This is a genomic window from Amycolatopsis sp. WAC 01416 (genome assembly GCF_003947485.1).
Taxonomy (GTDB): domain Bacteria; phylum Actinomycetota; class Actinomycetes; order Mycobacteriales; family Pseudonocardiaceae; genus Amycolatopsis.
Genome location: NZ_QHHX01000008.1, coordinates 426,238 through 447,426, shown reverse-complemented (window position 1 = coordinate 447,426; position 21,189 = coordinate 426,238). Strand labels below are relative to the sequence as shown.

General features: G+C 69.1%; 21 protein-coding genes. 11 read left to right on the top strand and 10 right to left on the bottom strand.

Annotated elements, in window-relative coordinates; all coding sequences use genetic code 11:
- Positions 1-10: 10 nt before the first annotated feature.
- Together DL990_RS28365 and DL990_RS28360 are read right to left on the bottom strand one after the other, a co-directional pair.
- Entirely contained in the window at positions 11-517 is a 507-nt protein-coding gene (locus tag DL990_RS28365) for a metallophosphoesterase (protein ID WP_125789967.1), read from the bottom strand.
- Positions 514-1,173, bottom strand: a complete 660-nt coding sequence (locus DL990_RS28360) for a GntR family transcriptional regulator (protein ID WP_125789968.1) — start codon at positions 1,171-1,173, stop codon at positions 514-516. The genes DL990_RS28365 and DL990_RS28360 overlap by 4 nt, the downstream gene beginning before the upstream one ends.
- A gap of 35 nt (positions 1,174-1,208) precedes the next feature.
- On the opposite strand from DL990_RS28360, the gene araD reads away from it, so the two are divergent.
- The 4 genes from araD to DL990_RS28340 all read left to right on the top strand — a co-directional run bounded on the left by araD (position 1,209) and on the right by DL990_RS28340 (position 8,150).
- Positions 1,209-2,927 carry an L-arabinonate dehydratase gene (araD, locus tag DL990_RS28355; RefSeq protein WP_125789969.1) on the top strand — a complete coding sequence of 573 codons (1,719 nt, stop codon included), beginning with the start codon at positions 1,209-1,211 and terminating at the stop codon, positions 2,925-2,927.
- Positions 2,928-3,028: 101 nt separating this feature from the next.
- Positions 3,029-4,882, top strand: coding sequence for a VanW family protein (locus tag DL990_RS28350; protein ID WP_125800453.1), 1,854 nt, complete (start codon positions 3,029-3,031; stop codon positions 4,880-4,882).
- Positions 4,883-5,583: 701 nt separating this feature from the next.
- Entirely contained in the window at positions 5,584-6,795 is a 1,212-nt protein-coding gene (locus DL990_RS28345) for an MFS transporter (protein WP_125800452.1), read from the top strand.
- A gap of 140 nt (positions 6,796-6,935) precedes the next feature.
- Entirely contained in the window at positions 6,936-8,150 is a 1,215-nt protein-coding gene (locus DL990_RS28340) for a GGDEF domain-containing protein (protein WP_233620597.1), read from the top strand.
- Positions 8,151-8,207: 57 nt separating this feature from the next.
- Here DL990_RS28340 and DL990_RS28335 read toward each other — a convergent pair whose 3' ends face one another.
- Positions 8,208-9,560 (bottom strand): TrpB-like pyridoxal phosphate-dependent enzyme, encoded by a 1,353-nt coding sequence (locus DL990_RS28335; protein WP_125789972.1) that lies wholly within the window; start codon positions 9,558-9,560, stop codon positions 8,208-8,210.
- A 76-nt stretch (positions 9,561-9,636) separates the two neighbouring features.
- On the opposite strand from DL990_RS28335, the gene DL990_RS28330 reads away from it, so the two are divergent.
- The 4 genes from DL990_RS28330 (at position 9,637) to DL990_RS28315 (ending at position 12,564) form a co-directional block, all read left to right on the top strand.
- Positions 9,637-10,521 carry an arginase family protein gene (locus DL990_RS28330; protein ID WP_125789973.1) on the top strand — a complete coding sequence of 295 codons (885 nt, stop codon included), beginning with the start codon at positions 9,637-9,639 and terminating at the stop codon, positions 10,519-10,521.
- Positions 10,518-11,207 carry a dienelactone hydrolase family protein gene (locus tag DL990_RS28325; RefSeq protein WP_125789974.1) on the top strand — a complete coding sequence of 230 codons (690 nt, stop codon included), beginning with the start codon at positions 10,518-10,520 and terminating at the stop codon, positions 11,205-11,207. The genes DL990_RS28330 and DL990_RS28325 overlap by 4 nt, the downstream gene beginning before the upstream one ends.
- Positions 11,208-11,301: 94 nt before the next feature.
- On the top strand, positions 11,302-12,096 hold the full coding sequence (locus DL990_RS28320) for a PIG-L family deacetylase (RefSeq protein ID WP_125789975.1): 795 nt from the start codon (positions 11,302-11,304) through the stop codon (positions 12,094-12,096).
- Between the two features lie 3 nt (positions 12,097-12,099).
- Complete coding sequence (locus DL990_RS28315) at positions 12,100-12,564, top strand: YfbM family protein (RefSeq protein ID WP_125800451.1); 465 nt, start codon at positions 12,100-12,102, stop codon at positions 12,562-12,564.
- A gap of 100 nt (positions 12,565-12,664) precedes the next feature.
- Here DL990_RS28315 and DL990_RS28310 read toward each other — a convergent pair whose 3' ends face one another.
- On the bottom strand, positions 12,665-13,072 hold the full coding sequence (locus DL990_RS28310; protein WP_233598910.1) for a RidA family protein: 408 nt from the start codon (positions 13,070-13,072) through the stop codon (positions 12,665-12,667).
- 48 nt (positions 13,073-13,120) lie between these two features.
- Here DL990_RS28310 and mtnA point away from each other — a divergent pair, with 48 nt between their 5' ends.
- A complete protein-coding gene (mtnA, locus tag DL990_RS28305) occupies positions 13,121-14,086 on the top strand; it encodes an S-methyl-5-thioribose-1-phosphate isomerase (RefSeq protein ID WP_125800450.1) in 966 nt (321 codons plus the stop codon).
- Here the strand turns inward: mtnA and DL990_RS28300 are convergent.
- The 4 genes from DL990_RS28300 to DL990_RS28285 form a co-directional block, all read right to left on the bottom strand.
- Positions 14,058-14,945 (bottom strand): nuclear transport factor 2 family protein, encoded by an 888-nt coding sequence (locus DL990_RS28300; protein WP_233620596.1) that lies wholly within the window; start codon positions 14,943-14,945, stop codon positions 14,058-14,060. The two genes, mtnA and DL990_RS28300, sit on opposite strands and share 29 nt — an antisense overlap.
- 84 nt (positions 14,946-15,029) lie before the next feature.
- The gene (locus tag DL990_RS28295; RefSeq protein WP_125800449.1) at positions 15,030-16,250 is read right to left on the bottom strand and encodes a GNAT family N-acetyltransferase; all 1,221 of its coding nucleotides are present in this window, start codon (positions 16,248-16,250) and stop codon (positions 15,030-15,032) included.
- 54 nt (positions 16,251-16,304) lie between these two features.
- On the bottom strand, positions 16,305-16,520 hold the full coding sequence (locus tag DL990_RS28290; RefSeq protein WP_125785759.1) for a ferredoxin: 216 nt from the start codon (positions 16,518-16,520) through the stop codon (positions 16,305-16,307).
- Positions 16,521-16,522: 2 nt separating this feature from the next.
- Complete coding sequence (locus tag DL990_RS28285) at positions 16,523-17,713, bottom strand: cytochrome P450 (protein WP_125800448.1); 1,191 nt, start codon at positions 17,711-17,713, stop codon at positions 16,523-16,525.
- A 114-nt stretch (positions 17,714-17,827) separates the two neighbouring features.
- Between DL990_RS28285 and DL990_RS28280 the strand changes: the two genes are divergently transcribed.
- On the top strand, positions 17,828-18,394 hold the full coding sequence (locus DL990_RS28280; protein ID WP_125785757.1) for a TetR/AcrR family transcriptional regulator: 567 nt from the start codon (positions 17,828-17,830) through the stop codon (positions 18,392-18,394).
- A 41-nt stretch (positions 18,395-18,435) separates the two neighbouring features.
- Entirely contained in the window at positions 18,436-19,350 is a 915-nt protein-coding gene (locus DL990_RS28275) for a phosphotransferase family protein (RefSeq protein WP_125785756.1), read from the top strand.
- On the opposite strand, the gene DL990_RS28270 is transcribed toward DL990_RS28275, so the two are convergent.
- Both DL990_RS28270 and DL990_RS28265 read right to left on the bottom strand, forming a co-directional pair.
- Entirely contained in the window at positions 19,331-20,533 is a 1,203-nt protein-coding gene (locus DL990_RS28270) for a cytochrome P450 (RefSeq protein ID WP_125800447.1), read from the bottom strand. The genes DL990_RS28275 and DL990_RS28270 overlap by 20 nt on opposite strands.
- A 77-nt stretch (positions 20,534-20,610) precedes the next feature.
- Positions 20,611-21,165: a TetR/AcrR family transcriptional regulator gene (locus DL990_RS28265; RefSeq protein WP_158632662.1), complete on the bottom strand. Its 555-nt coding sequence runs from the start codon at positions 21,163-21,165 to the stop codon at positions 20,611-20,613.
- Positions 21,166-21,189: the final 24 nt, after the last annotated feature.

The window sequence follows — 21,189 nt, the reverse complement described above, 5'->3', positions numbered from 1 at the left end:
GTCTACCCCGTCAGCGGCGAAGAGGCAGCTCATGCAGAACGACGTCGCGCAACTCGCCGTCGCGGATCTCGGCGGTCTGATACGTGCAGAACGGCTGCCGCCGCCGGTCGGTCGGCGAACCGGGGTTCAGCAGCCGCAGCCCGTTCGGCGTGACCGTGTCCCAGGGGATGTGGCTGTGCCCGAACACGAGGACGTCGGTGCCGGGGAACTGTTCGTCGCAGCGACGCTCGCGCCCCTGTTTGCCGCCGGTTTCGTGGATGACCGCGAGACGGACGCCGCCGAGGTCCGCCCGCGCGATCTCAGGAAGCCGCGCCCGCAGATCCGCGCCGTCGTTGTTGCCGTAGACCCCGATGAGCCGCTTGCTCCGGGCCTCGAGTTCGTCCAGCAGGGCGACCTCGACCCAGTCTCCGGCGTGGACGACGACGTCCGCCGCTTCGGCCTCGCGCCAGACCTGATCCGGCAGCGCCTTCGCACGCAATGGCAGATGTGTGTCGGCGATGAGCAGCAGGCGCGTCATTCTTCTCCGATCGCCCCGAGTATCCGGTCCAGGAAGTCTCCGATGTGCGCGCGCAGCAGCCCCGCCGCGCCCTCGGCATCACCCTTCTTCGCCGCCGCCAGTACCGCTTTGTGCTCGTTCCATTCCTTGCGCCAGCTGGGATTCGTCTCCCAGCCGACCACGGAGATCAGCGCGGCGCGATCCCTGAGGTCGTCCAGCATCGAGACCATCAGCGGATTGCCGCAGCCACTGTAGAGCGCGCGGTGGAACCGGCGGTTGAGCAGGCTGAGCGCGGCCTGATCCTTGTCCGAGATCGCCGCCGACGCCTCCTTCAAAGCTTCCGCCGCGTCTTCGAGCAAGTCCGGCGAGCGGCGTTCCACCGACCGCCGCACGGCTTCGGGCTCCAGCACCATGCGGACGTCGTAAACGGACTTCGCCAGCTCCGCGTCCACCACGCACACCGAAGCACCCTTGTACGGGCTGAACATCACGAGTCCCGTGTTCGACAGCACCTTGAGCGCCTCGCGGACCGGCGTCTTCGACACGCCGAGCCGGGCCGCGAGTTCGGCTTCGACCAACGGCTGGCCGGGCTTCAACTCCCGGGTGAGGATGCCGCGGCGGATCTCCTCGAGCACCACTTCGGTGCGGGAGGCGGGCAGGCTGAAGGTCGATGGCATGAGCAGATCATATATGAGATGTCATACTCGGTGTCATGAGGAACCCCGAGGAACTCCGCAGCCACCGCTGGTTCGGCGGCGACGAACTACGCGGCTTCAGCCACCGGGCCCGGAGCAGGCAACTGGGCTACAACCCGGAGGAGCACCTCGGGAAACCCGTCATCGCGATCCTCAACACCTGGAGCGACATCAATCCCTGCCACCTGCATCTGCGCGAACGCGCGGAACAGGTCAAACGCGGGGTGTGGCAGGCGGGCGGTTTCCCACTGGAGTTCCCGGTCGCGACCCTGTCGGAGACCTTCCAGAAGCCGACACCGATGCTCTACCGCAACCTGCTTTCGCTGGAGACCGAGGAAATCCTGCGGTCCTACCCCATCGACGGCGCGGTCCTCATGGGCGGCTGCGACAAGACGACACCGGCGTTGCTGATGGGTGCGGCGAGCGCGGGCCTGCCTGCCATCTTCGTCCCCGCGGGGCCGATGTTGCGCGGGCACTGGCGGAACGAGGTACTCGGCAGCGGCACCGACATGTGGAAGTACTGGGACGACAAGCGGGCCGGGCTGATCGGCGACGAGGAACTGTCCGAATTGGAGCGTGGGCTCGCGCGTTCCCCCGGAACCTGTATGACGATGGGGACCGCGTCCACGATGATGTCGGTCGCCGAAGTGCTCGGGCTGACCTTGCCCGGCGCGGCGTCGATCCCCGCCGTCGACTCGGCGCACCACCGGATGGCCGCGGCGAGCGGCGCGCGCGTGGTGGACATGGTGTGGGAGGACCTCACCATCACGAAGATCCTCGACGAACGCGCGTACGCCGACGCGATCACCACCGTGCTGGCGCTGGGCGGCTCCACCAACGCCGTCATCCACCTGATCGCGATGGCCGGTCGCGGGCGGATCCCGTTGTCCGTCGACGATTTCGACGCGATCGCGCGCCGGGTCCCCGTGCTGGCGAACATCCGCCCTGGCGGCGACTGGCTGATGGAGGACTTCTACTACGCGGGCGGGCTTCCCGGCCTGCTCTCGCGGCTGACCGATCTGCTGCACACCGATCGCGTCACCGTCACCGGCCGGACCCTCGGCGAGAACCTGGAAACGGCGCAGGTGCACGACGACGACGTCATCCGCACCCGCGAAAACCCGGTCGCCACCGAAGGCGGAGTCGCGGTGCTGCGCGGCAATCTCGCGCCGTCGGGCGCCGTGATCAAGCACCTCGCCGCCGATCCCCGGCTGCTCGTCCACACTGGACCCGCGGTGGTCTTCGACGACTACCGGGACTTGAAGAACCGCATCAACGATCCCGCTCTCGGCATCACCGAGGAGTCCGTTCTGGTGCTGCGCGGATCCGGTCCGCTCGGCGGCCCCGGCATGCCCGAGTACGGGATGCTGCCGCTGCCCGATCACCTGCTGGCCAAGGGGGTCCGGGACATGGTCCGCGTATCCGACGCCCGGATGAGCGGCACCAGTTACGGCGCGTGCGTGCTGCACGTCGCGCCGGAGTCCCATGTGGGCGGACCGCTCGCGTTGGTCCGCGACGGGGATCCGATCACCTTGGACGTCCCGTCGCGACGACTGAGCATCGACGTCGATGATGCGGAATTGCAACACCGCCGGGAACGGTGGTCCCCGCCGCCCCCACGCTTCGAACGGGGTTACGGCGCGTTGTACTCCGAACACATCACGCAAGCCGACGAGGGCTGTGACTTCGACTTTCTCGCCAGAGTGGGCGAAAATCCGGAACCTGACGCCCAGTGACCACCCGACGGAGTGACCCGCTCACCCAACCGGGCGAGTTGCACGACCACAAAACGTGCCCCGTATCTTGAACCTACGTCCGGAACGTAGGGAAAGCCCGGATGTTCGATCACGACGCCCGGCCTCGCCGGACCGTGGAGGGTGGAGAGTTGCCGCAGGAACCGCGCTGGCCCGAGTCCCATGCCGAGCAGACGGACATTCTCCCGGTCGTCGCGCCCGGGTTCGCGGAGTCTGCCACGCCGGAGGAGCCCGCGCCACCGAAACGCCGTCGGAGCTACCGCAAGGCCGCCTTCATCGGCGGCGGTGTGTTCGGCCTGCTGGTCGTCGCGTACGCCCTCGACGTACTGGTCTCCCAGGGCAGCGTCCCCCGCGGCGTCACCGTCGCCGGGGTCGACGTCGGCGGGATGGACCGCGCGGCGGCCGAGAAGGAGCTCCGGGGTGGCATCGAGCCCCGGCTGACCCGGCCGGTGAAGATCGTCGCGGGCGACGCCGAGGAGTCGCTGGCGCCGAACAACGCGGGCCTGCGCCTCGACTGGCCCGCCACCCTGGACCAGGCGGGCGATCAGTCGCTGAACCCGTTCACGCGGATCGCGTCGTTCTTCTCGACCACCGAGGTCGGCGTCGTCACGCAGACCGACGACGCCAAGCTCACCGCCGCGCTGGAGAACCTGCGCGGCAACGTCGACCGTGACCCCATCGAGGGCACCGTCCGCTTCGAGGACGCCAAGCCGGTCGCCGTCGAGCCCAAGACCGGGCAGAAACTCGACGTCGAGGCCGCCAAGCGGACGATCCTCGACCGCTGGGCAGGCGGTGAGCCGCTGACGCTCGCGGTCACCCAGACCCCGGTCAAGGTGTCGCCGGAAGCCGTCCACGCCGCCCTCGAACAGATCGCCAAGCCCGCCGTGGCGTCGCCGATGGTCATCAAGGGCGAGGGCAAGGACGCGGTCGTCAAACCCGCGGACATCGCGGGCGCGCTGACCTTCGAACCCGCCGACGGCGGCGTGCTGAACCCGAAGGTGGACAACAACAAGATCATCGAGGCCGCGGGGCCGCAGCTGAAGTCCACCGAGAAGGAGGGCAAGGACGCGCAGATCGTCTTCGAAGGCGGCAAGCCGACCGTCCAGCCCTCCGAGGACGCCAACGTCGTCGACTGGGAGCCCAGCCTCAAGCCGGTACTCGACGTGCTCAAGCGTGCGGCGCCCCGTGAGCTACCGGTGACCTACAAGAAGACCCCGGCCAAGGTGACCACCGAGCAGGCGAACCAGCTCGGCATCAAGGAGGTCGTCAGCGAGTTCAAGACCGGCGGGTTCGCGCCGGACTCGGGGACGAACATCCGGGTCGTGGCGCAGAAGGTCAACGGCGCCATCGTGAAGCCGGGCGAGACGTTCAGCCTCAACGGGTTCACCGGGCCGCGCGGCGCGGCGCAGGGTTACGTCGAGGCCGGCGTCATCAAGGACGGCGCGCCCGGCCGCGAGGTCGGCGGCGGGATCTCGCAGTTCGCGACCACGCTGTACAACGCCTCGTACTTCGCCGGTATGAAGGACACCGAGCACAAGGAACACAGCTACTACATCAGCCGTTACCCCGCCGCGCGTGAGGCGACCGTGTTCCAGAACCACAACGGCGGCAGCGTGATCGACCTCAAGTTCACCAACGACGGTGACACCGGCGTCGCGATCCAGACCATCTGGTCGCCGTCGGACATCACGATCCGGCTGTGGGGCACCAAGAAGTACACCGTCGAGTCGATCCCCGGCGGCCGCACCAACCCGTCCGAGCCGCCGACGAAGCCCGGCCCCGCCGAGAACTGCAAGCCCAGCAACGGCGCGCCCGGCTTCACCACGTCGGACACCCGGGTCATCAAGGACGCCGCGAGCGGCCGCGAGGTGCGGCGCCACACCCGGAACGTGCACTACAACCCGCAGCCGAAGATCACCTGCGGCACGGAGCAGTAGTCCCTAGCGCGTGAAGGCCCCTGCATCGCGTCTTAGCGCAGGGACCGGCAAAGTCGCATAACCGCTGGTCAAGTGGGCGGCGGGGCGGAGGCGGCTCGTCACAGTGGCCGGCCACCTTCTCGACTGTCCACAGGGGACGGCTTCGGGGCGGCAGTGCCCGGTTCGGGCGTTCGCGGAGGGGTCGTGAGTGTTTCGGAGGGTTGGAGCGAACCGTCTCTTAGGTACCTGCGCGTGGCTTGCGGCTTTGCTCGCGTGAGGTACATGAAGGCCCCCATCCTTGCGCCTGGCGCAAGGATGGGGGCCTTCATGTACTGGGGAAGGTGTGAAGGTCGGGTTACCTCGGCTGAGCCGAGGTAAGGGGTCCTTCGCGCCGCCGTTTGTGGCTGGCGATGCCGCTGAGGCCCGTGATGGCCTTCCGGGGTCCGTGAAGGACTCCTTGAGGGACCCTGGGTCCCTCAAGGAGTCCTTCACGGACTGGCCGCTACCCGGCTCACCCCCAGCAGGTACCTGGCCAGAACCCTCCTAACCACTCACGCCCCCTGCGGACAGTCGACGATGGCCCGGTTCACATCACCCATGAGCGCCGCCGACCTGCGGTTATGCGACTTTGAAGGCCTCCTTCACGTACTGCGAGGCTTCACCACGTGCGTCCAGGGCGGTACGCTGAGTGACTCACCCGACCGAGTGGGGGTGGTCACCTCGTGAGTTCCCAGGCGACCTTCCGGCAGATCCTCGCGGTCGGTGAACTGCGGGCGATCTGGTTCGCGGAACTCCAGTCGATCCTCGGGGACCAGGTGGCCAGGGTCGCCCTGTCGGTGCTGGTGTTCGAGCGGACCGGTTCGGCGACGTGGCCCGCGCTGACCTACGCACTCACGTACCTGCCCGACCTGGTCGGCGGGCCATTGCTCGGCGGACTGGCCGACCGGTTCCCGCGCCGCGCGGTGATGGTCTGCTCCGACGTCGTCCGGGCCCTTCTGGTCGCGGTGCTCGCGATCCCCGGGATCCCGTTGCCCGTGCTCGCCGTCGTGCTGGTGGTGGTGCAACTGGCCAACGCGCCGTTCACCGCCGCACAGGCCGCGGTGCTGCCGTCGATGCTCAGCGGGGATCAGTACGTCCTCGGCCAGTCACTGCTGAAGATCACCAACCAGATCGGCGAGCTCGCCGGGTTCGCCCTCGGCGGCGCGGTGATCGCCACGGTCGGGACCGGAAAGGGCCTCGCCCTCGACGCGGTCACGTTCGGGGTTTCGGCGATCGTCCTGCGCCTCGGTGTCCGCACCCGCCCCGCGACGGGTGCGCGCGGCCCCGCGACGTCGACCCTGCGGCGGCTTCGTGCGGGCGCCCGCACGATCTGGCACGACCGCCGGTTGCGCGCGCTGGTCGGTCTCGCGTGGCTGGCCGGTTTCGTGATCGTGCCGGAAGGGCTGGCCGTGCCGTACGCCGCGGAGATCGGCGGCGGGGCGGTGACGGCGGGACTGCTGCTCGCGGCGCATCCCGCGGGGATCGTGCTCGGGGTGTTCGTACTGGGCCGCCTGGTGCGGCCCGAAGTCCGGTTGCGCATGGTCGGACGGCTGGCGCTCGGCGCGATCGTGCCGCTCGCGGCGTTCTGGTTCCGGCCCTCGCTCCCCTACGCCGCCGGACTGCTCGTGCTGTCCGGGATGTGCGCGGCCTACCAGGTCACCGCGAGCACCACGTTCATGCGGTTGGTGCCCGACACCGAACGAGGCCAGGCTTTCGGCCTCGCCGGGTCGGGACTCATCGCCGTGCAGGGAATCGGGCTGATCGCCGGCGGCCTGCTCGTCGGCGTACTCGGTTCACCCGCGACGACGGTCTCGGTCATCGCACTCGCCGGTGTCGTAGTGGCTGTTCCGGCCACCCGGGCTTGGCGCCACGTGGCCCCGCTTCACCCCCTTTGACCGGAACCGGGTGTTCACCAGTTCTGCCCGCGCATGGAGCTCACCCCCTCCACTTCCCCGATGCCGGTCACGCGTGGTGCACCCACGCCTACCCATACAGCGTAGTGACACCTAGTATCCAACCGATTACGTTCGACTCCGTGGCGCTAACGAATTGGGCGCTGTGGCGGCTACCCCACCGCGGTTTGATCGGCTTCGTCCTCCTGGTGGACGTCGCGGCGATCGCCGGATCCGCCTGGTCTCTTGTCCGCGTCCCGTTCACCCATGGCGACGCGATCCCCTTCGCGATCCTGATCACCAGCGCCGTGTTGTACACGGAGTTGTCACGTCCGGTGGAGCGGGTGCGGGAACGGTTCGCGGGCACGCCGCACATCTCGCTCGACAGCGTCTGGACCTTCGCCGCCGTACTGCTGGTGCACCCGGCACTCGCCGCGCTGGTCATCGCCGTGTCGTTCTTCTACCGCTGGTTCCGCGGGCAGCCGAACCCGTTGTTCCGGCGCACGTTCTCCGCCTCGGCGACCGTGCTCGCGGGCTTCGCGGCCGCCGCGTTCCTCTCCCGGTACGCGGCCCCGTTCGACGTCCTACCCCGCGACGAGTCCTCCTTCGGGTCGGTGGTCGCGGCGGGCGGGGTGTTCCTGCTGGTCAACACCGCGTTGATGACGGTCGCGGTGCACTACGGCACCCCGCACGAGCGGCTGCGCGACGCGCTGGCGCAGCCGTTCGAGTACGCGCTCGAAGCGGCGACGATCGCACTCGGGATCATCGTGGCGTGGGCGCTGCGGGACTGGCCGGTGGTGCTGCTGCTCGTCGTCGGGATCACCCTGGTGCTGCACCGCGGCGTGCTGCTGCGGCAGCTGAAACGGCAGGCACGCAGTGACGCCAAGACCGGGCTGCTCAACGCCAAGGCGTGGCGCGAGGCCGCGGCCGACGAACTCGACCGCGCGCGGCGCGCGGGGCGGCACACCAGCCTGCTGATGGTCGACGTCGACCGGTTCAAACTGATCAACGACCGCCACGGGCACCTGGTCGGCGACCAGTACCTGGCGGCGATCGCGGAAACCCTGCGCACCGAGGTGCGCGGCACGGATCTGGTCGGGCGGTTCGGCGGGGAGGAGTTCGTCGTCCTGCTGCCCGGTACGTCCGCCGTGTACGCCCACGCGATCGCGGAACGGATCCGGTCGAGCGTGGCCTCCCGCGCCGGTGACCTGCCCGAGCACGTCACCGTGTCGATCGGGCCCGCCGACCGGCCGGGCGTCGCCGACCTGGACGCCGTGCTCGCCGCCGCGGACCGGGCGCTGTACGAGGCCAAGAACACCGGGCGGAACCGGACGTCGGGCTACCAGGTGACCGGCTGACCCCCGCAATTCGTCACCTACTTGCGGTAGTGACCGCAAGTAGGTGACGAAATGCGGTCAGGGGAGGCCGGCAAGGGACTTCGCGAGGACCTCGTCGGACAGCGCGTGGTCGGAGATGTCGCCCGCCAGGTACGCGCCGTACGCGGGAAGGTCGAGGTGCGCGTGCCCGCACAGCGCGGTCAGTATCACCTTCTCCTCCCCGGTTTCCTTGCACCGCAACGCTTCCTCGATGCACGCGGCGAGCGCGTGGGTCGGCTCGGGTGCCGGGATGATGCCCTCCGTTCGGGCGAATCGCACGCCCGCGGCGAAGCAGTCCTCCTGCCCGACGGCGATCGCGTCGATCAGCCCGAGTTCGTAGATATGCGAGATCAGCGGCGACATCCCGTGGTAGCGCAGGCCGCCGGCGTGGATCGGGTCGGGGATGAAGTCGTGACCGAGCGTGTGCATCTTCAGCAACGGCGTCAACCCGGCGGTGTCCCCGAAGTCGTACGCGTACTTCCCGCGGGTGAGGGTCGGGCAGGCGGCCGGTTCGACCGCGCGGATCACCGGGTCCATCCGCCCGGCGAGTTTCTCGCGCAGGAACGGGAAGGCGAGCCCGCCGAAGTTGGAGCCGCCGCCGGTGCAGCCGACGAGCACGTCCGGGGTGTCCCCGGCCAGTTCGAACTGCTTGAGCGCCTCTTCACCGATGATCGTCTGGTGCAGCAGCACATGGTTGAGCACGCTGCCGAGCGCGTAACGGGTGTTCTCCGCCTGCGCCGCCTGCTCGACCGCCTCGCTGATCGCGATGCCGAGGCTCCCGGTCGAGTTCGGGTCGGCGGCCAGGATCGCGCGGCCGGATTCGGTCAGCTCGGACGGGCTCGGGTGCACCGTGGCGCCGAAGGTCTCCATCATCAGCTTGCGATACGGCTTCTGGTCGTAGGAGGCGCGGACCTGCCACACCTCGCATTCGAGCCCGAAGGTGGCGCAGGCGAACGCGAGCGCGCTTCCCCACTGTCCGGCGCCGGTTTCCGTGGTCAGCCTGCTGACACCCTCCGCGGCGTTGTAGAAAGCCTGCGGCACGGCGGTGTTGGGCTTGTGCGAGCCGACCGGGCTGACGCCCTCGTACTTGTAGTAGATGCGGGCGGGAGTGCCGAGCGCCTTCTCCAGCCGCCTCGCGCGGAACAGCGGCGACGGCCGCCAGAGCCGGTAGACGTCCAGGACCTCTTCCGGGATGTCGACGTACCGTTCCGTGGTGACCTCTTGGGCGATGAGCGCCTGCGGGAACAGCGGCGCGAGGTCGTCGGGGCCGATCGGCTCGCGGGTGCCAGGATGCAGTGGCGGAGGTGGCGGCTCCGGCAGATCCGGGATGACGTTGTACCACCTCGTCGGCATGTCCTGTTCGTCGAGGATGTATTTCGTCCGCTCCGCCATTGAGCCTCCTCTGTCCGTCCCTTCAACCTAAAGGGACGGACGGCGTGACACCAGGCGTCACTACTACGGTGTGGGCATGGGGAATTTCGTACTACTCGACGCGCCGTCCAATCTCGGGCTGCGCCCGCCCGCCGAAGGTGTGGTCCCGGGTTGCTACAAGGCACCGGGCGCGCTGCGTGACCACGGCCTGCTCACCCGTCTGGATGCCAGGGACGGCGGTGTCGTCACCCCGCCGCGGTATCTGCCCGCCCGGTCGCCCGATGGCGGCGTGCGCAACGCGGCCGGGATCGCGGCTTACACGGAGACACTCGCCGGACGGCTCGCGAAGATCCGCGCCGACGGCGGCTTTCCGGTCGTGCTCGGCGGCGACTGCTCGATCGCGCTCGCCGCGATGCTGACCCTGCGTCGCGAAGGACGCTTCGGCATCGTCTACTTCGACGGACATGACGACTTCCGGCACCTGGGCAACTCCGATCACGTCGCCAACGTCGGCGGCGAAACGCTCGCCGTCGTGACCGGTCGCGGTCAGCCGGAACTGGCCGATGTGGACGGTCTGCGCCCCTACGTCCGCGACGAAGACGTCCTCGTGCTCGGTGTTCGCGCGGAGGCGTCCGCCGAGGCGCGGGAGGCCGGGCTTCGCGTCGTGACCAGCCAGGAGATCATGGCGTCCGGCACCGACGGCGCGCTCGCCGCCGCCCGCGAGATCTTCGCGCCGCTGGACGGTTTCTGGATCCACATCGACATCGACACCCTCGACCCGGAATTCGTGTCCGCTGTGGACAGTCCCGATCCCGGCGGGCTCAACCCGGACAAGCTCGTCGAGCTGCTGCGGGGGCTGCTCGCGATCCCCGGCGCCGCCGGGCTGGAGCTGACCATCTTCGATCCCGACCTCGACCCCGACGGCACGCAGGCCGCCCTCGTGGCGGACTGTCTCGTGCGCGCGCTGGAAGGAACCCGATGACCGAGGTGACCGTCGCCGACGGCTCGTTCGACGCCCCGCTCTGGCTGCCCGAATCCGGCTCCGGCCCGGGCTTGGTACTGATCCAGGAGATCTTCGGCCTCGACGACTACCTCAAATCGGTCGCCGCCGACCTGGCCACCCTCGGCTACGTCGTCGCCGTGCCCGAACTGTTCTGGCGGATCGCCCCCGGCTGGTCGGCCACGCACGACGAAGCCGGGGTCTCGGCGTCGATGGAGGTCTCCGGCAAACTCGACCCGGCACGCGCCGTCACCGACGTCCTCGCGACCCTGGCGACTCTGCGCGCGCTGCCCGAAACCGACGGCCGCGCCGGCGTCTTCGGCTTCTGCCTCGGCGGCTCGATGGCCTACGCGGCCGCCGCCGAAGGCGACCCGGACGTCGCGGTCTCGTACTACGGCTCCCGGGTGCCCGAGCAACTTCCGTTGCTGGACAAGATCACCTGCCCGATCCAGTTCCAGTTCGGCGGCGCGGATCCGTACATCCCCATCGAAGGCGTGGGGAAGCTCGCCGACGCGGTGGCTTCCCATGACGGCGCGGAGATCCACATCCACGAAGGCGCGGGACACGCGTTCCACAACCATGTGGCGCCGATGTTCCACCAGCCGGAGCCCGCCGCGGCGGCTTGGGCGCTGACGCTGGAGTTCCTCGGGCGGGTCTTTCCGGCGTGAGTGAGCGGTGGGGCTCGTGAGTGGCGATTCGGGTTAGAACCCGAATCGCCACTCACGACGGAATATGTCGGTGCCTCCCGGTAGTTTCCCCACCATGGCCACATTGGTGAGTTTTCACGCCCACCCCGACGACGAGTGCATCGTCGCGGGGGGCGTCATGCGCAAGGCCTTCGAGGAAGGTCACCGTGTCGTGCTCGTCGTCGCGACCAGGGGGGAGGTCGGCGAGGTGCCGGACGGGTTCCTCGACGACGGAGAGGAGTTGTGGCAGCGCCGCGTGCAGGAGACGCACGCTTCCGCCGAGGTCCTGGGGGCCAAGCGGGTGGAGTTCCTGGGGTACACCGATTCCGGCATGATGGGCGAGCCGCGCAACGACGTGCCCGGCACGTTCTGGCAGGCCGACGTCGAGGAGGCCGCGCAGCGGCTGGCCGAGATCCTGCGCGAAGAGCAGGCCGACGTCCTGACCATCTATGACGACAACGGCGGCTACGGGCATCCGGACCACATCCAGGTGCATCGCGTCGGCATGCGCGCGGCCGAGCTGGCGGGCACGCCGCGGGTCTACGAGGCGACGAGCAACAGTGACGAGATGCGCCGCGGCATGGAGGAGGCGGTGCGGACAGGGCAGCTGAAGGCCGAGGACCTGCCCGATTTCGAAGACGGTTCCGAGTTCGGCAAGCCGGAAGCGATCCTGACCGCGAGGGTCGACGTCACCGCGTACCTGCCCTACAAGCGGGCGGCGATGCGCGCGCACGCCAGTCAGATCAGTGAGGACTCCTTCTTCCTCGCGATGCCGGACGAGGCTTTCGCGGGGGCGTTCGGCGTCGAGTGGTTCATCCGCGCCGGGCAGGGTCCTGGCATCACGGAGACCGACCTCATGGCCGGTCTCTGACCGATGGGCATGTGCGGCGCGTATCTGCGGGTCACGCCCGGGGAATTGCGTGAACTGAGCGAGAAACCCGAGCGGTACTGGGAGTACGCCGAGAAGGCCGTCGGCACCGAACGGGCGGTGGACATCGACAAGGCGTGGCACGCGCTGTGGTTCCTGGTGGGGCGTGCCGGGTTCGAGGTCGACTTCGTGCTGGGCGGGACGCTGCTGGGGGAAGCCGACAGTGACGGGCCGCCGCGGCGGTTCACCGCGGACGAGGTGCGGACGATCTCGGCGGAGATGGCGCGGACCGGGTTCGATCAGCTCTCGCAGGGCGTCGAGCTCTCGGACCTCGAGGCCGAGGGGATCTACCCGTCGATCTGGGACGAGCCCGACGCGCTGGACTACGTGCGCGGCTACTACGACGAGCTGGTGACCTTCTTCGCGGCGGCCGCGAAAGCCGAGGAGCCGGTCGTCACGATCATCACCTGACGTGGGGCGCGCGCCCGGAAGTCCGTGAAGGCCTCCTTGAGGGACTCTGGGTCCCTCAAGGAGGCCTTCACGGAACTTCGCAGACTCGGCGAGCGAGAGATCAGGCCGTGGCGGCGGTGACGTCGAGCTCGACGAGCTGCCCGGGGTAGCCGAGCTGCGCGACGCCGAGCAGCGTGCTCGCGGTCGTGAAGGCGCCCCCGATCTCCGACTTCACGAACCGGTCCCATACGGCGGAAAGCACCTCGGCGTCCGGCGTCACCACGTAGATCACCGTGCGGACGACGTCGGCCGGGGTCGCCTTGGCGAAGGCGAGCGCGGCGGCGGTGTTCGCGACGACCTGGTCGACCTGGGCGAGGACGTCACCGTCGACGACCTTGCCGTCTTCGGCGAGCGGGCATTGGCCGGCGAGGTGGACGTCCCGTCGTCCTTCGACGATGGTCACGTGGTGGTAGGTGGGCGTGGGGTGCAGACCGGGCGGATGGTGGCGTTGAATGGTCACGAGCCGCATCCTCATCGAGGCGGTCGCGACGGGACAACCGGATTTCACGGGGGAGCCATGCGCAGGACGATCGACTGGACCGGCGACGCGGTCACGATCATCGACCAGACCGCCCTGCCGGCCGAGTATCGCGTGCTCGAACTGCGCACGGTCGGCGAACTCGTCGGCGCCGTCCAGCGGCTCGCGGTCCGCGGGGCACCGGCGCTCGGCGCGGCGGGGGCGCTCGGTGTGGTGCTCGCGACCCGCGCGAAGGGTGACGTCGAGGCCGAGGCGCGCCGGGTCGCGCAGGCCCGGCCGACAGCGGTCAACCTGAGCTGGGGTGTCTCCCGTGCGCTCGCGAAGCTCCCGGAGGGGCCGGAAGCCGTGCTCGCCGAAGCGCTGGCGATCCTCGACGAGGACGAGCGGATCAACCACGAAGCCTCCCGGCTGGCGACCGAAGTGGTGCTCGAACACTGCGAGCGGCGGCCGTTGCGGCTGCTCAGCCACTGCAACGCGGGCCATCTCGCGACGGTCGGCTGGGGCAGCGCGCTCGGCGTCGTCTGGCATCTGCAAGCCCGTGGCCTGGTCGAATCCGTGCTGGTCGACGAGACCCGCCCGCTGTTGCAGGGTGCCCGTCTGACCGCGTGGGAACTGGCACAGGCCGGTGTCCCGTACCGGATCCAGCCCGACGGCGCGGCCGCCGCGGCGATGGGCCGCGGCCTGGTCGACTGCGTGCTCGTCGGCGCCGACCGGATCGCCGCCAACGGCGACGTCGCCAACAAGATCGGCACCTACGGCCTGGCGATCGCGGCGAAGCACCACGGAGTCCCGTTCGTGGTCGTCGCCCCGTCGTCCACTGTGGACACCGCGATGCCGGACGGCGCCGGGATCGTGATCGAGGAACGTGATCCCGGCGAGGTCCTGAGCTTCGGCGGTACGAAGGTCGCGCCCGAAGGCGCGGAGGTGTTCAACCCGGCCTTCGACGTCACACCGTTCGACCTGGTCACCGCGGTGGTCACCGAGCAGGGGGTGCTGAACCCGTGAGCAGCTTGGTGAACAGGGCACCCATCTCCGCGTCGTCGTAGTTCAACGGGAGTGTGTCGAAGTAGTAGCGGACCATGCCGGGCTCGGTGCCCACGATCACCCCGAAGTCGATCGTCCGCCCCTTCGCCCGCACGGTCCCGCGGTACTCCTGGAACTTCGTACGCGGGCCCGCGGCCGCCTGATCCGCCGTCAGCCGTACGTCGCTCGTCGCGCCCGAAAGCCTGCCGAGGTAGGCGAGATGACACTTCGGGTCGGTCACCGGTGCCGTCAGCCCCGGTCCGGTGAAGGCGGGACCTTGCCGAGGACAGTCGTCGGCGACACCGGCGAACAGTTCCCGAAGGGCGTCCTTCTCGACCGGCCGGAACCATTCCGTCCGATCGTGATAGCGACGCCCCTCGGTGACCTCACCGTTCTCGAGCACCACCCGGTAGACGGCCGGATAGCGCACCACCTGTCCGTTGATCGCGGCTTCGTTGGCCGCCTCGTAGAAAACGGCGTCGCCGTTCACCACGATCTTCACCGGGGTGAACCGGAAGGCAGGGAAGGCTCCCAGCAGGGTCCGAAGGTTGTTCTCGATGTCGGCCCTGCCGCGCACCGGCGCCGCGCTGCCCGATTCGGCGAGCGTTCCGTCCGCGGCGAAAACGGTGCCGTACAACCGAACGCGGGCTTCCCGCGCTTCGGGCGTGTCCGAACGCATCGCCCCGAACTCGGTCTGTTTCGTGATGAAGGCGCAGGCACTCGGGGACACCTCGCCTTCGACTCGGTCACCCAGCTGCTCCAGGATCGCGCAACCCTCGTTCGTCTCCGCCACCGCCGGTCCGCTTCCCATCACCATCGCACTGACCAGAACCGCTGCCACACCAAGGAATCTCTTGATTTTTCGCACCTGTTCACCTTGGCGAGGGAGACCGTGCGAAGTCGATTACCCGGCAGGTAATGCGGGCTAGAAGGATTCGAGACAGGACGGCTCGCGGTCGGAGGCGAAAGCCGCCGTCGCCCGCGAAACCGCGCCGGCCGTCCGCTCCTTGATCCGCCCGGCCGCGGTCAGCGTGCTCGGCCGGGTGCCGCCGAGGAAGATCGCGCCGAGGTCGATCACGTCCAGTTCGAGGTCCGGCGCGTCCTCCACCCTGGTCACGTCGGCGTTCCCGGCTTCGTCGGTGACGAGCCGCCAGTTCCCGGTGTTCCACGGGCAGAAGGCGTCACGTACGCCGAACACCAGATCCACCGGAATGCCGTAGTGGCGCGTCTTCAGCGCGCGATCGACGTCGACGAGCCGGACCCACAGGGAGTCACCGGCGGCCCGGCTGATCTTGCGGGGATCGGCCAGGAGGTGGATGAGCGGTTCGTCGAGCGCGGCGAAGGTCTCCACCGTGCCGACCAGGTCGTAGTCGAGCAGGAAGCGGTACAACGTCGCGTACGCCTCCGGCGTGGTCGCGACCAGTTCCTGCACGATCAACGTCCCTCGCGGACCTTCTTCGTGCCAGCCGCTCTTCACCCGGTAGATCGCGTAACCGTCCGGCAGGACGGCGAACTTCAACGCGGTCGCGCCGTCGCGCCGCTGCTCCGGATCGTCGAGGTTGAACTCCCACGTCGCGCCCGGCCGGTCCAGTGCGCCGACCCGCTGTGGGGCTTCCTTGTCGTAGATCGCTTTGATCAGCGGGATCGCCTGCTCGCGCCCGACTTCGCGCACGCGTTCGGCTTCCAGTTCGACACCGGGCCGGTACGCCGCCTTCGCCTGGATCTTGGCGCGGTAGAGCTGCGCCGCGAGGCCGTACCCGAAGCGGGGGTAGATGACCGATTCGGACGACCACAGCGCGGCGATCGGTTCGGCGCCGTCGTCGTGCAGGCCGTGCAGCTGCGCCCGCATGACGCGGGTGAGCGCGCCCCGCCGCCGATGTCCCGGAGCGACGCCGACCGACGTGATCCCCGCGAACGGCGTCGGGCCGGACCCGGGGACGGTGATCTTCCGGCTGAGGATCTCCCCCATCCCGATCAGCTCGTCTCCGTCGAAGACGCCGTGCGAACGGTCGGGTTCGAACACCAGCCCCTCACGGTGCCGGAATCCATCCGACGGGTCGGAGAGGAACGCTCGCGCGAGCATGTCCGAAAGGGCGGGCAGGTCGTCGGTGGTCAAGGTGCGGAGGGTCAAGCTGTCGTCGCTCACCCTGTGGTCCTACGCCTCTTCACCGACGACCGCCAACGCATTAACGAGCGATCATCAGGGCCGCGGCCCGATCACCTCGCCCTTTTCCGTCACCTCGATGGCCATCGCGGGGCACGAATCCGCCGCGTCCAGCACTGTCTCGTCCGGATCCACCTCCCCCTTGACCACCGTCGCCGTGGCGCCTTCGAGTTCGAAGACCTCCGGCTTCAGCGCGGCACACATCCCCGAGCCGATGCACGTGTCGCCATCGACGTCGACTTTCCAGCTCATGCTCACCATCCGATCGGCATGGAACGGGGCCCCCGCACCAGCATCTGTGTCTTCCACACGATATCGCCGTCGAGGTGCAGTCCGGGGAGATCTCGCAGCAATGCCCGCATGGCCTCCTGCAGTTCGAGCCTGGCCAGCGGGGCACCGAGACAGTGGTGCACGCCGTGCCCGAAACCGAGGTGGGGATTGCTCTCCCTGCCGAATTCGAGGGTTTCCGCCGAGGTGAACTGGAGCGCGTCCCGGTTGGCGGCACCGATGGCCACCATCACCGGCTCGCCCTCCTTCACCAGCACGTCACCCACGTGGATGTCTTCGGTGGCGTAGCGGGCGAATCCGGCTCCGGCACCCAACGGGATGAACCGCAGCAGTTCCTCGACCGCGGCCGGGATCAGGTCGAGGTCCGCGCGGAGGCGGGCGAGCTGGTCCGGCTGTTCGAGCAGGGCGTAGACGAAGTTGGGGATCTGGCTGGCGGTGGTCTCGTGCCCGGCGATCAGGATGCCGATGCACATGTCGACCAGTTCCAGTTCGCTCAGCCTGTCGCGGACGTCGCGCGCTTCGATCAGCGCGGTCATCAGGTCGTCCTGCGGCCGGGCGCGGTGCTGCTCGACGAGCACGTGCATGTACGCCCGCAGCTCGTCCTGGTTGGCCATCATCTCTTCGGTGGTCAGCGGGCTGGTCGACAGCGCGGCGTCGCTCCACACGCGGAACTTGGGCCGGTCCTCGACGGGGACGCCGAGCAGTTCGCAGATCACCGCGACCGGGATCGGCAGCGCGTAGTCCTCGACCAGGTCGGCGGGCTGTCCCTTGGCCTTCATGTCCTCGATCAGCCCTGCCGCCAGCTCGGCGACACGCGGTCGCAGCAGTTCGACGCGGCGCATGGTGAACGCCTTCGCGACCAGCGTGCGCAGCCGGGTGTGATCGGGCGGGTCCATGCTCAGGATCCCGCCCGGCCGCCTGCCCGGTGCCATCCGCGGCTCGTCCTTCTCCGCGGCCATCGCCCGCGAGAACCGCCTGTCGCCCAGTACGAAGCGCGCGTCGGCGTATCGGGTGGCGAGCCAGGCCGGCTCACCGTGCGGGAGCCGGACGCGGAGCATGCCCTTGGTGGCGCGGGCCGTCGCGTACGCCTCGTTGAGCTCAAGACCGGCGTCTTCGTTGAAGGGATAGGCGATGAATTCGGTGTCGGTGGTGGTCATTTTGTCCGGAAACCCCCCGGCTCGGCGGTTTGTAAGCAACTGCTTACAACGCTAGCCACGACCACGGTGAGCGTCAATGCGCCTACCGTGCGACGTCCGGCTAGCCTTTGCCCGATGACGGAAGAACCGCAGGTCCGCAAGCGTGACGCGGCCGCGACCCGAGCCTCCCTGCTCGGCGCGGCGGCGGCGCTCTTCGCCGAGCGCGGCTTCGACCGGACGACCGTGCGGGACATCGCGAAACGCGCCGGGGTCAACCAGGCGCTGCTGTTCCGCTATTTCGGCTCGAAAGACGCCCTCTTCGAGGAAGTACTGGCACGCGGCGGGCGCGAGCAGCTCGCCACCACGCCACCGGACGAACTGCTCGGGACGGCGTTGCGCAGCATGCTGGACTCCCACCCGGGCCGCGACCGCGCACTCGACGCCTACCTGCGCTCGACCGGCCACGACAGCGCCGCGGCCGCGGTCCGGCGGCAGCTCGGCGAGGAGTACGCGCAGGTGCTCGCCACGCTGACCGACGCCGACGACGCCGACCTGCGGGCCGACCTCGTCCTCGCCTGGCTGCTCGGGATCGGCCTGGTCCGCGACATCACCGGCAAGGAGCCGCTGGCCAGCGCGGATCCCGACGACGTCTGCCGCCTGGTGCTCGGTGCGGCGCGGACGCTGCTGGAGCGCAGCGGGTAAATGCGTCGCCGCTCGCGGCCCACTGCTCTACGGTCGGCTCCGTGATCTCGCTCCCGCCCGCCGGCACCGAAGCCGAGTTCGACGCGTTGACCAGGCAAGACCTGCTTCCGGCGGTGACCTCGCTGACCGGTTCGCTCGGCCTCGGCGAAGTCGTCCCGTTCACCGAGGGCTCGCTGCCGGTCTACGCCGTCGGCGACGATCTGGTGCTCAAGCTGTTCCCGCCGGTGCATCTCGGGGAACTCCCCACCGAGCGGACGATGCTCGAGGTCCTGCACGGGAAACTCCCGATCCCGACCCCCGCCGTGCACGGCGTCGGCGAGCGGGACGGCTGGGGCTACATACTCATGGAGCGCCTGCGCGGCGAAACGTTGAAGGACGCCTGGCCGAAACTGTCCACAGAGGACAAACAACGGCTCGCTCCCGAACTCGGCGAGGCGCTCGCCGCCCTGCATTCGCTGCACGACCCGCGCCTCGACGTCCTGGATCCGGCGGACTGGGCCACGTTCGTCGCCGGGCAGCGTGAAAAGGTCGTCGAACATCACCGCCGGACCGGCCTCGACGAAAGCTGGATCGCGCAAATCCCGGCGTTCCTCGACTCCGTCGACCTCGGCACGCCGCCCGTCGTCCCGCTGCACACCGAGTTCATGCGCGACCACCTCATGGTCGTCCACGACGGCGGACGTCCGCGGCTGACCGGGCTCTTCGACTTCGAACCGGCGATGCGAGGCGCGGCCGAGTACGACTTCGTCGCCGTCGGCCTGTTCGTTTCGGGCGGGGACAAGGACTTCCTGCGACGGCTGCTGACCGGATACGGCGCCGAGCCGTCCGAGGAGTTCTCCCGGCGTTGCCTGGCGTACGCCCTTCTGCACGTCTACAGCAATTTCACCTGGTACTTCAAGGTTCTTCCCGCGCCGGAAGAACCGACGCCGGAGAGCCTCAGCCGCGCTTGGTGGTAGCCCACGTCACCGGCACCGCTTCGGGGCCGCGGATCGAAAGCGGCGGACGCCAGACGATGTCCGACGCCGGGACGGCGAGGTCCAGTCCCGGCAGGCCGTCCAGCAGGGTCCGGAACGCGATCTCTCCTTCGAGCCGGGCGAGCGCCGCGCCGAGACAGAAGTGGATGCCGTGCCCGAAGCCGAGCTGCGGCGCGTTCCGGCGCCGGATGTCGAACCGCGACGCGCCAGGGAAGGCGGCTTCGTCACGGTTCGCCGCGCCGGTGTGGGCCAGCACGGCCTCACCGCGCCGGACCAGACCGCCGCTCAGTTCGACGTCCTCCAGCGCGACCCGGAGCAGGGACGCGTCGGCCGGTCCGTCGAAGCGCATGATCTCCTCGACGGCCCCCGCCGTCAGCCCGGGATCCGAGCGCAACGCCGCGAGCTGATCCGGATTCCCCGCCAGCAGGACGATCCCGGTCGCGATCAGGCTGACCGTGGTCTCGTGCCCGGCGAGCAGGAGCTGCGTGGCCAGATCGATCAACTCGGCCTCGGTGAGCCGGTCACCGTCCTCGTCGTGCGCATGCACGAGAACGCTGAGCAGGTCCTCGCCCGGCTTCGCCCGCTTGACAGCGACGAGTGCCGCCATGTCTTCCGCCCCGTCACGCCGGGCCCGCACCACTTCCGCCGGGGTGTACGCCATCGGCGTGACGATCACCCGCGACCACTGCCGGAACCGTTCCCTGCCTTCGAAAGGGACGCCGAGGATCTCGCACATGACCGCCGTGGGCAGCGGAAAAGCGAACATCTCCACCAGATCCACCGGCGGACCGTGCTCGGCCAGCTCCCGCAGCAGCGTGTCGGCGATCTCCTGGATCCGTGGCCGCAGCGCGGCGATCCGGCGGACGGTGAAGGCCTGCGCCGTCAGTTTCCGCAACCGCGTGTGATCCGGCGGGTCCATGTTCAGGATGCTGTGCTCGCCGGTGGAGAAGTCACCCGGTTCGACGAGGCACGGCGCGTCCGGTGCGAGCAGGTTCCGGGAGAACCGGGTGTCCGAGAAGATCAGGCGGACGTCTTCGTACCGGGTCACCAGCCAGCCTTCGCAACCGCTGGGGAAGACGACCCGGGACATCGGCGGATACTCGGCGTAGACCGCGCCCATCGGGGTCGCGGGGACGTCCTTCGCCGCGGGATACGTGGCTGTCATGGAGCCGATGATGAGTGGCGTGAAGCGCCGCCGGAAGGCTCCGGCGGCTCACCCGCCCGAAGAGCCGAAGATCCCTCTCACCCGGTGATAATCCCGCGCAGGAACTCCAGATAGCCCGGCCGCTCGGTCGCGGACAGCAGCGTTCCGCCGCTCGCCCGCTGAGCCTGGATCAGTCCGATGAAAGCCGTGTACGCCAGCAAACCCCGATGCCGGGCCTCGGTTTCCGGGCAGTCCATCTCCAGGAAGCAGCGGACGATGAAGTCGACGCGCCGCGCGGTGACGTCGGCGAGCAGCGGACCGATCACCGGATCGCCGGCGTGGGCGAGCAGCGCCAGTTCGGCCCGCTCGTCGTCCTTGCCCCCGAAGACGAGTTCGAAGAGCTCACGCAGCCTTCGTTCCGGGTCCGCGATGCCGTCCAGCAACGTGATCAGCGCCTCGGTGTCCTGCTCGGCCCACCGGCGCACGGCGGCCTCGACCAACGCGTCCCGATTCGCGAAATGCCAGTAGAAGCTGCCTTTCGTCGTCCCGAGCTTCGCCGCGAGGGGCTCGACGGCGATCGCGGCGACCCCGCCTTCGCACAGCGCTTCGAGCGCCGCGTCCGCCCAATCCTCACGTGCGAGCTTCCTTTTCACGCCACGTACGCTACCGTATGGAAA

Bases quoted from the DNA above. Each gene is read 5' to 3' on its own strand.
- DL990_RS28365 (WP_125789967.1), bottom strand. From the start codon at position 517: ATGACGCGCCTGCTGCTCATCGCCGACACACATCTGCCATTGCGTGCG.
- DL990_RS28360 (WP_125789968.1), bottom strand. From the start codon at position 1,173: ATGCCATCGACCTTCAGCCTGCCCGCCTCCCGCACCGAAGTGGTGCTC.
- araD (WP_125789969.1), top strand. From the start codon at position 1,209: ATGAGGAACCCCGAGGAACTCCGCAGCCACCGCTGGTTCGGCGGCGAC.
- DL990_RS28350 (WP_125800453.1), top strand. From the start codon at position 3,029: ATGTTCGATCACGACGCCCGGCCTCGCCGGACCGTGGAGGGTGGAGAG.
- DL990_RS28335 (WP_125789972.1), bottom strand. From the start codon at position 9,560: ATGGCGGAGCGGACGAAATACATCCTCGACGAACAGGACATGCCGACG.
- DL990_RS28330 (WP_125789973.1), top strand. From the start codon at position 9,637: ATGGGGAATTTCGTACTACTCGACGCGCCGTCCAATCTCGGGCTGCGC.
- DL990_RS28325 (WP_125789974.1), top strand. From the start codon at position 10,518: ATGACCGAGGTGACCGTCGCCGACGGCTCGTTCGACGCCCCGCTCTGG.
- DL990_RS28320 (WP_125789975.1), top strand. From the start codon at position 11,302: ATGGCCACATTGGTGAGTTTTCACGCCCACCCCGACGACGAGTGCATC.
- DL990_RS28315 (WP_125800451.1), top strand. From the start codon at position 12,100: ATGGGCATGTGCGGCGCGTATCTGCGGGTCACGCCCGGGGAATTGCGT.
- DL990_RS28310 (WP_233598910.1), bottom strand. From the start codon at position 13,072: ATGCGGCTCGTGACCATTCAACGCCACCATCCGCCCGGTCTGCACCCC.
- mtnA (WP_125800450.1), top strand. From the start codon at position 13,121: ATGCGCAGGACGATCGACTGGACCGGCGACGCGGTCACGATCATCGAC.
- DL990_RS28290 (WP_125785759.1), bottom strand. From the start codon at position 16,520: ATGAGCTGGAAAGTCGACGTCGATGGCGACACGTGCATCGGCTCGGGG.
- DL990_RS28285 (WP_125800448.1), bottom strand. From the start codon at position 17,713: ATGACCACCACCGACACCGAATTCATCGCCTATCCCTTCAACGAAGAC.
- DL990_RS28280 (WP_125785757.1), top strand. From the start codon at position 17,828: ATGACGGAAGAACCGCAGGTCCGCAAGCGTGACGCGGCCGCGACCCGA.
- DL990_RS28270 (WP_125800447.1), bottom strand. From the start codon at position 20,533: ATGACAGCCACGTATCCCGCGGCGAAGGACGTCCCCGCGACCCCGATG.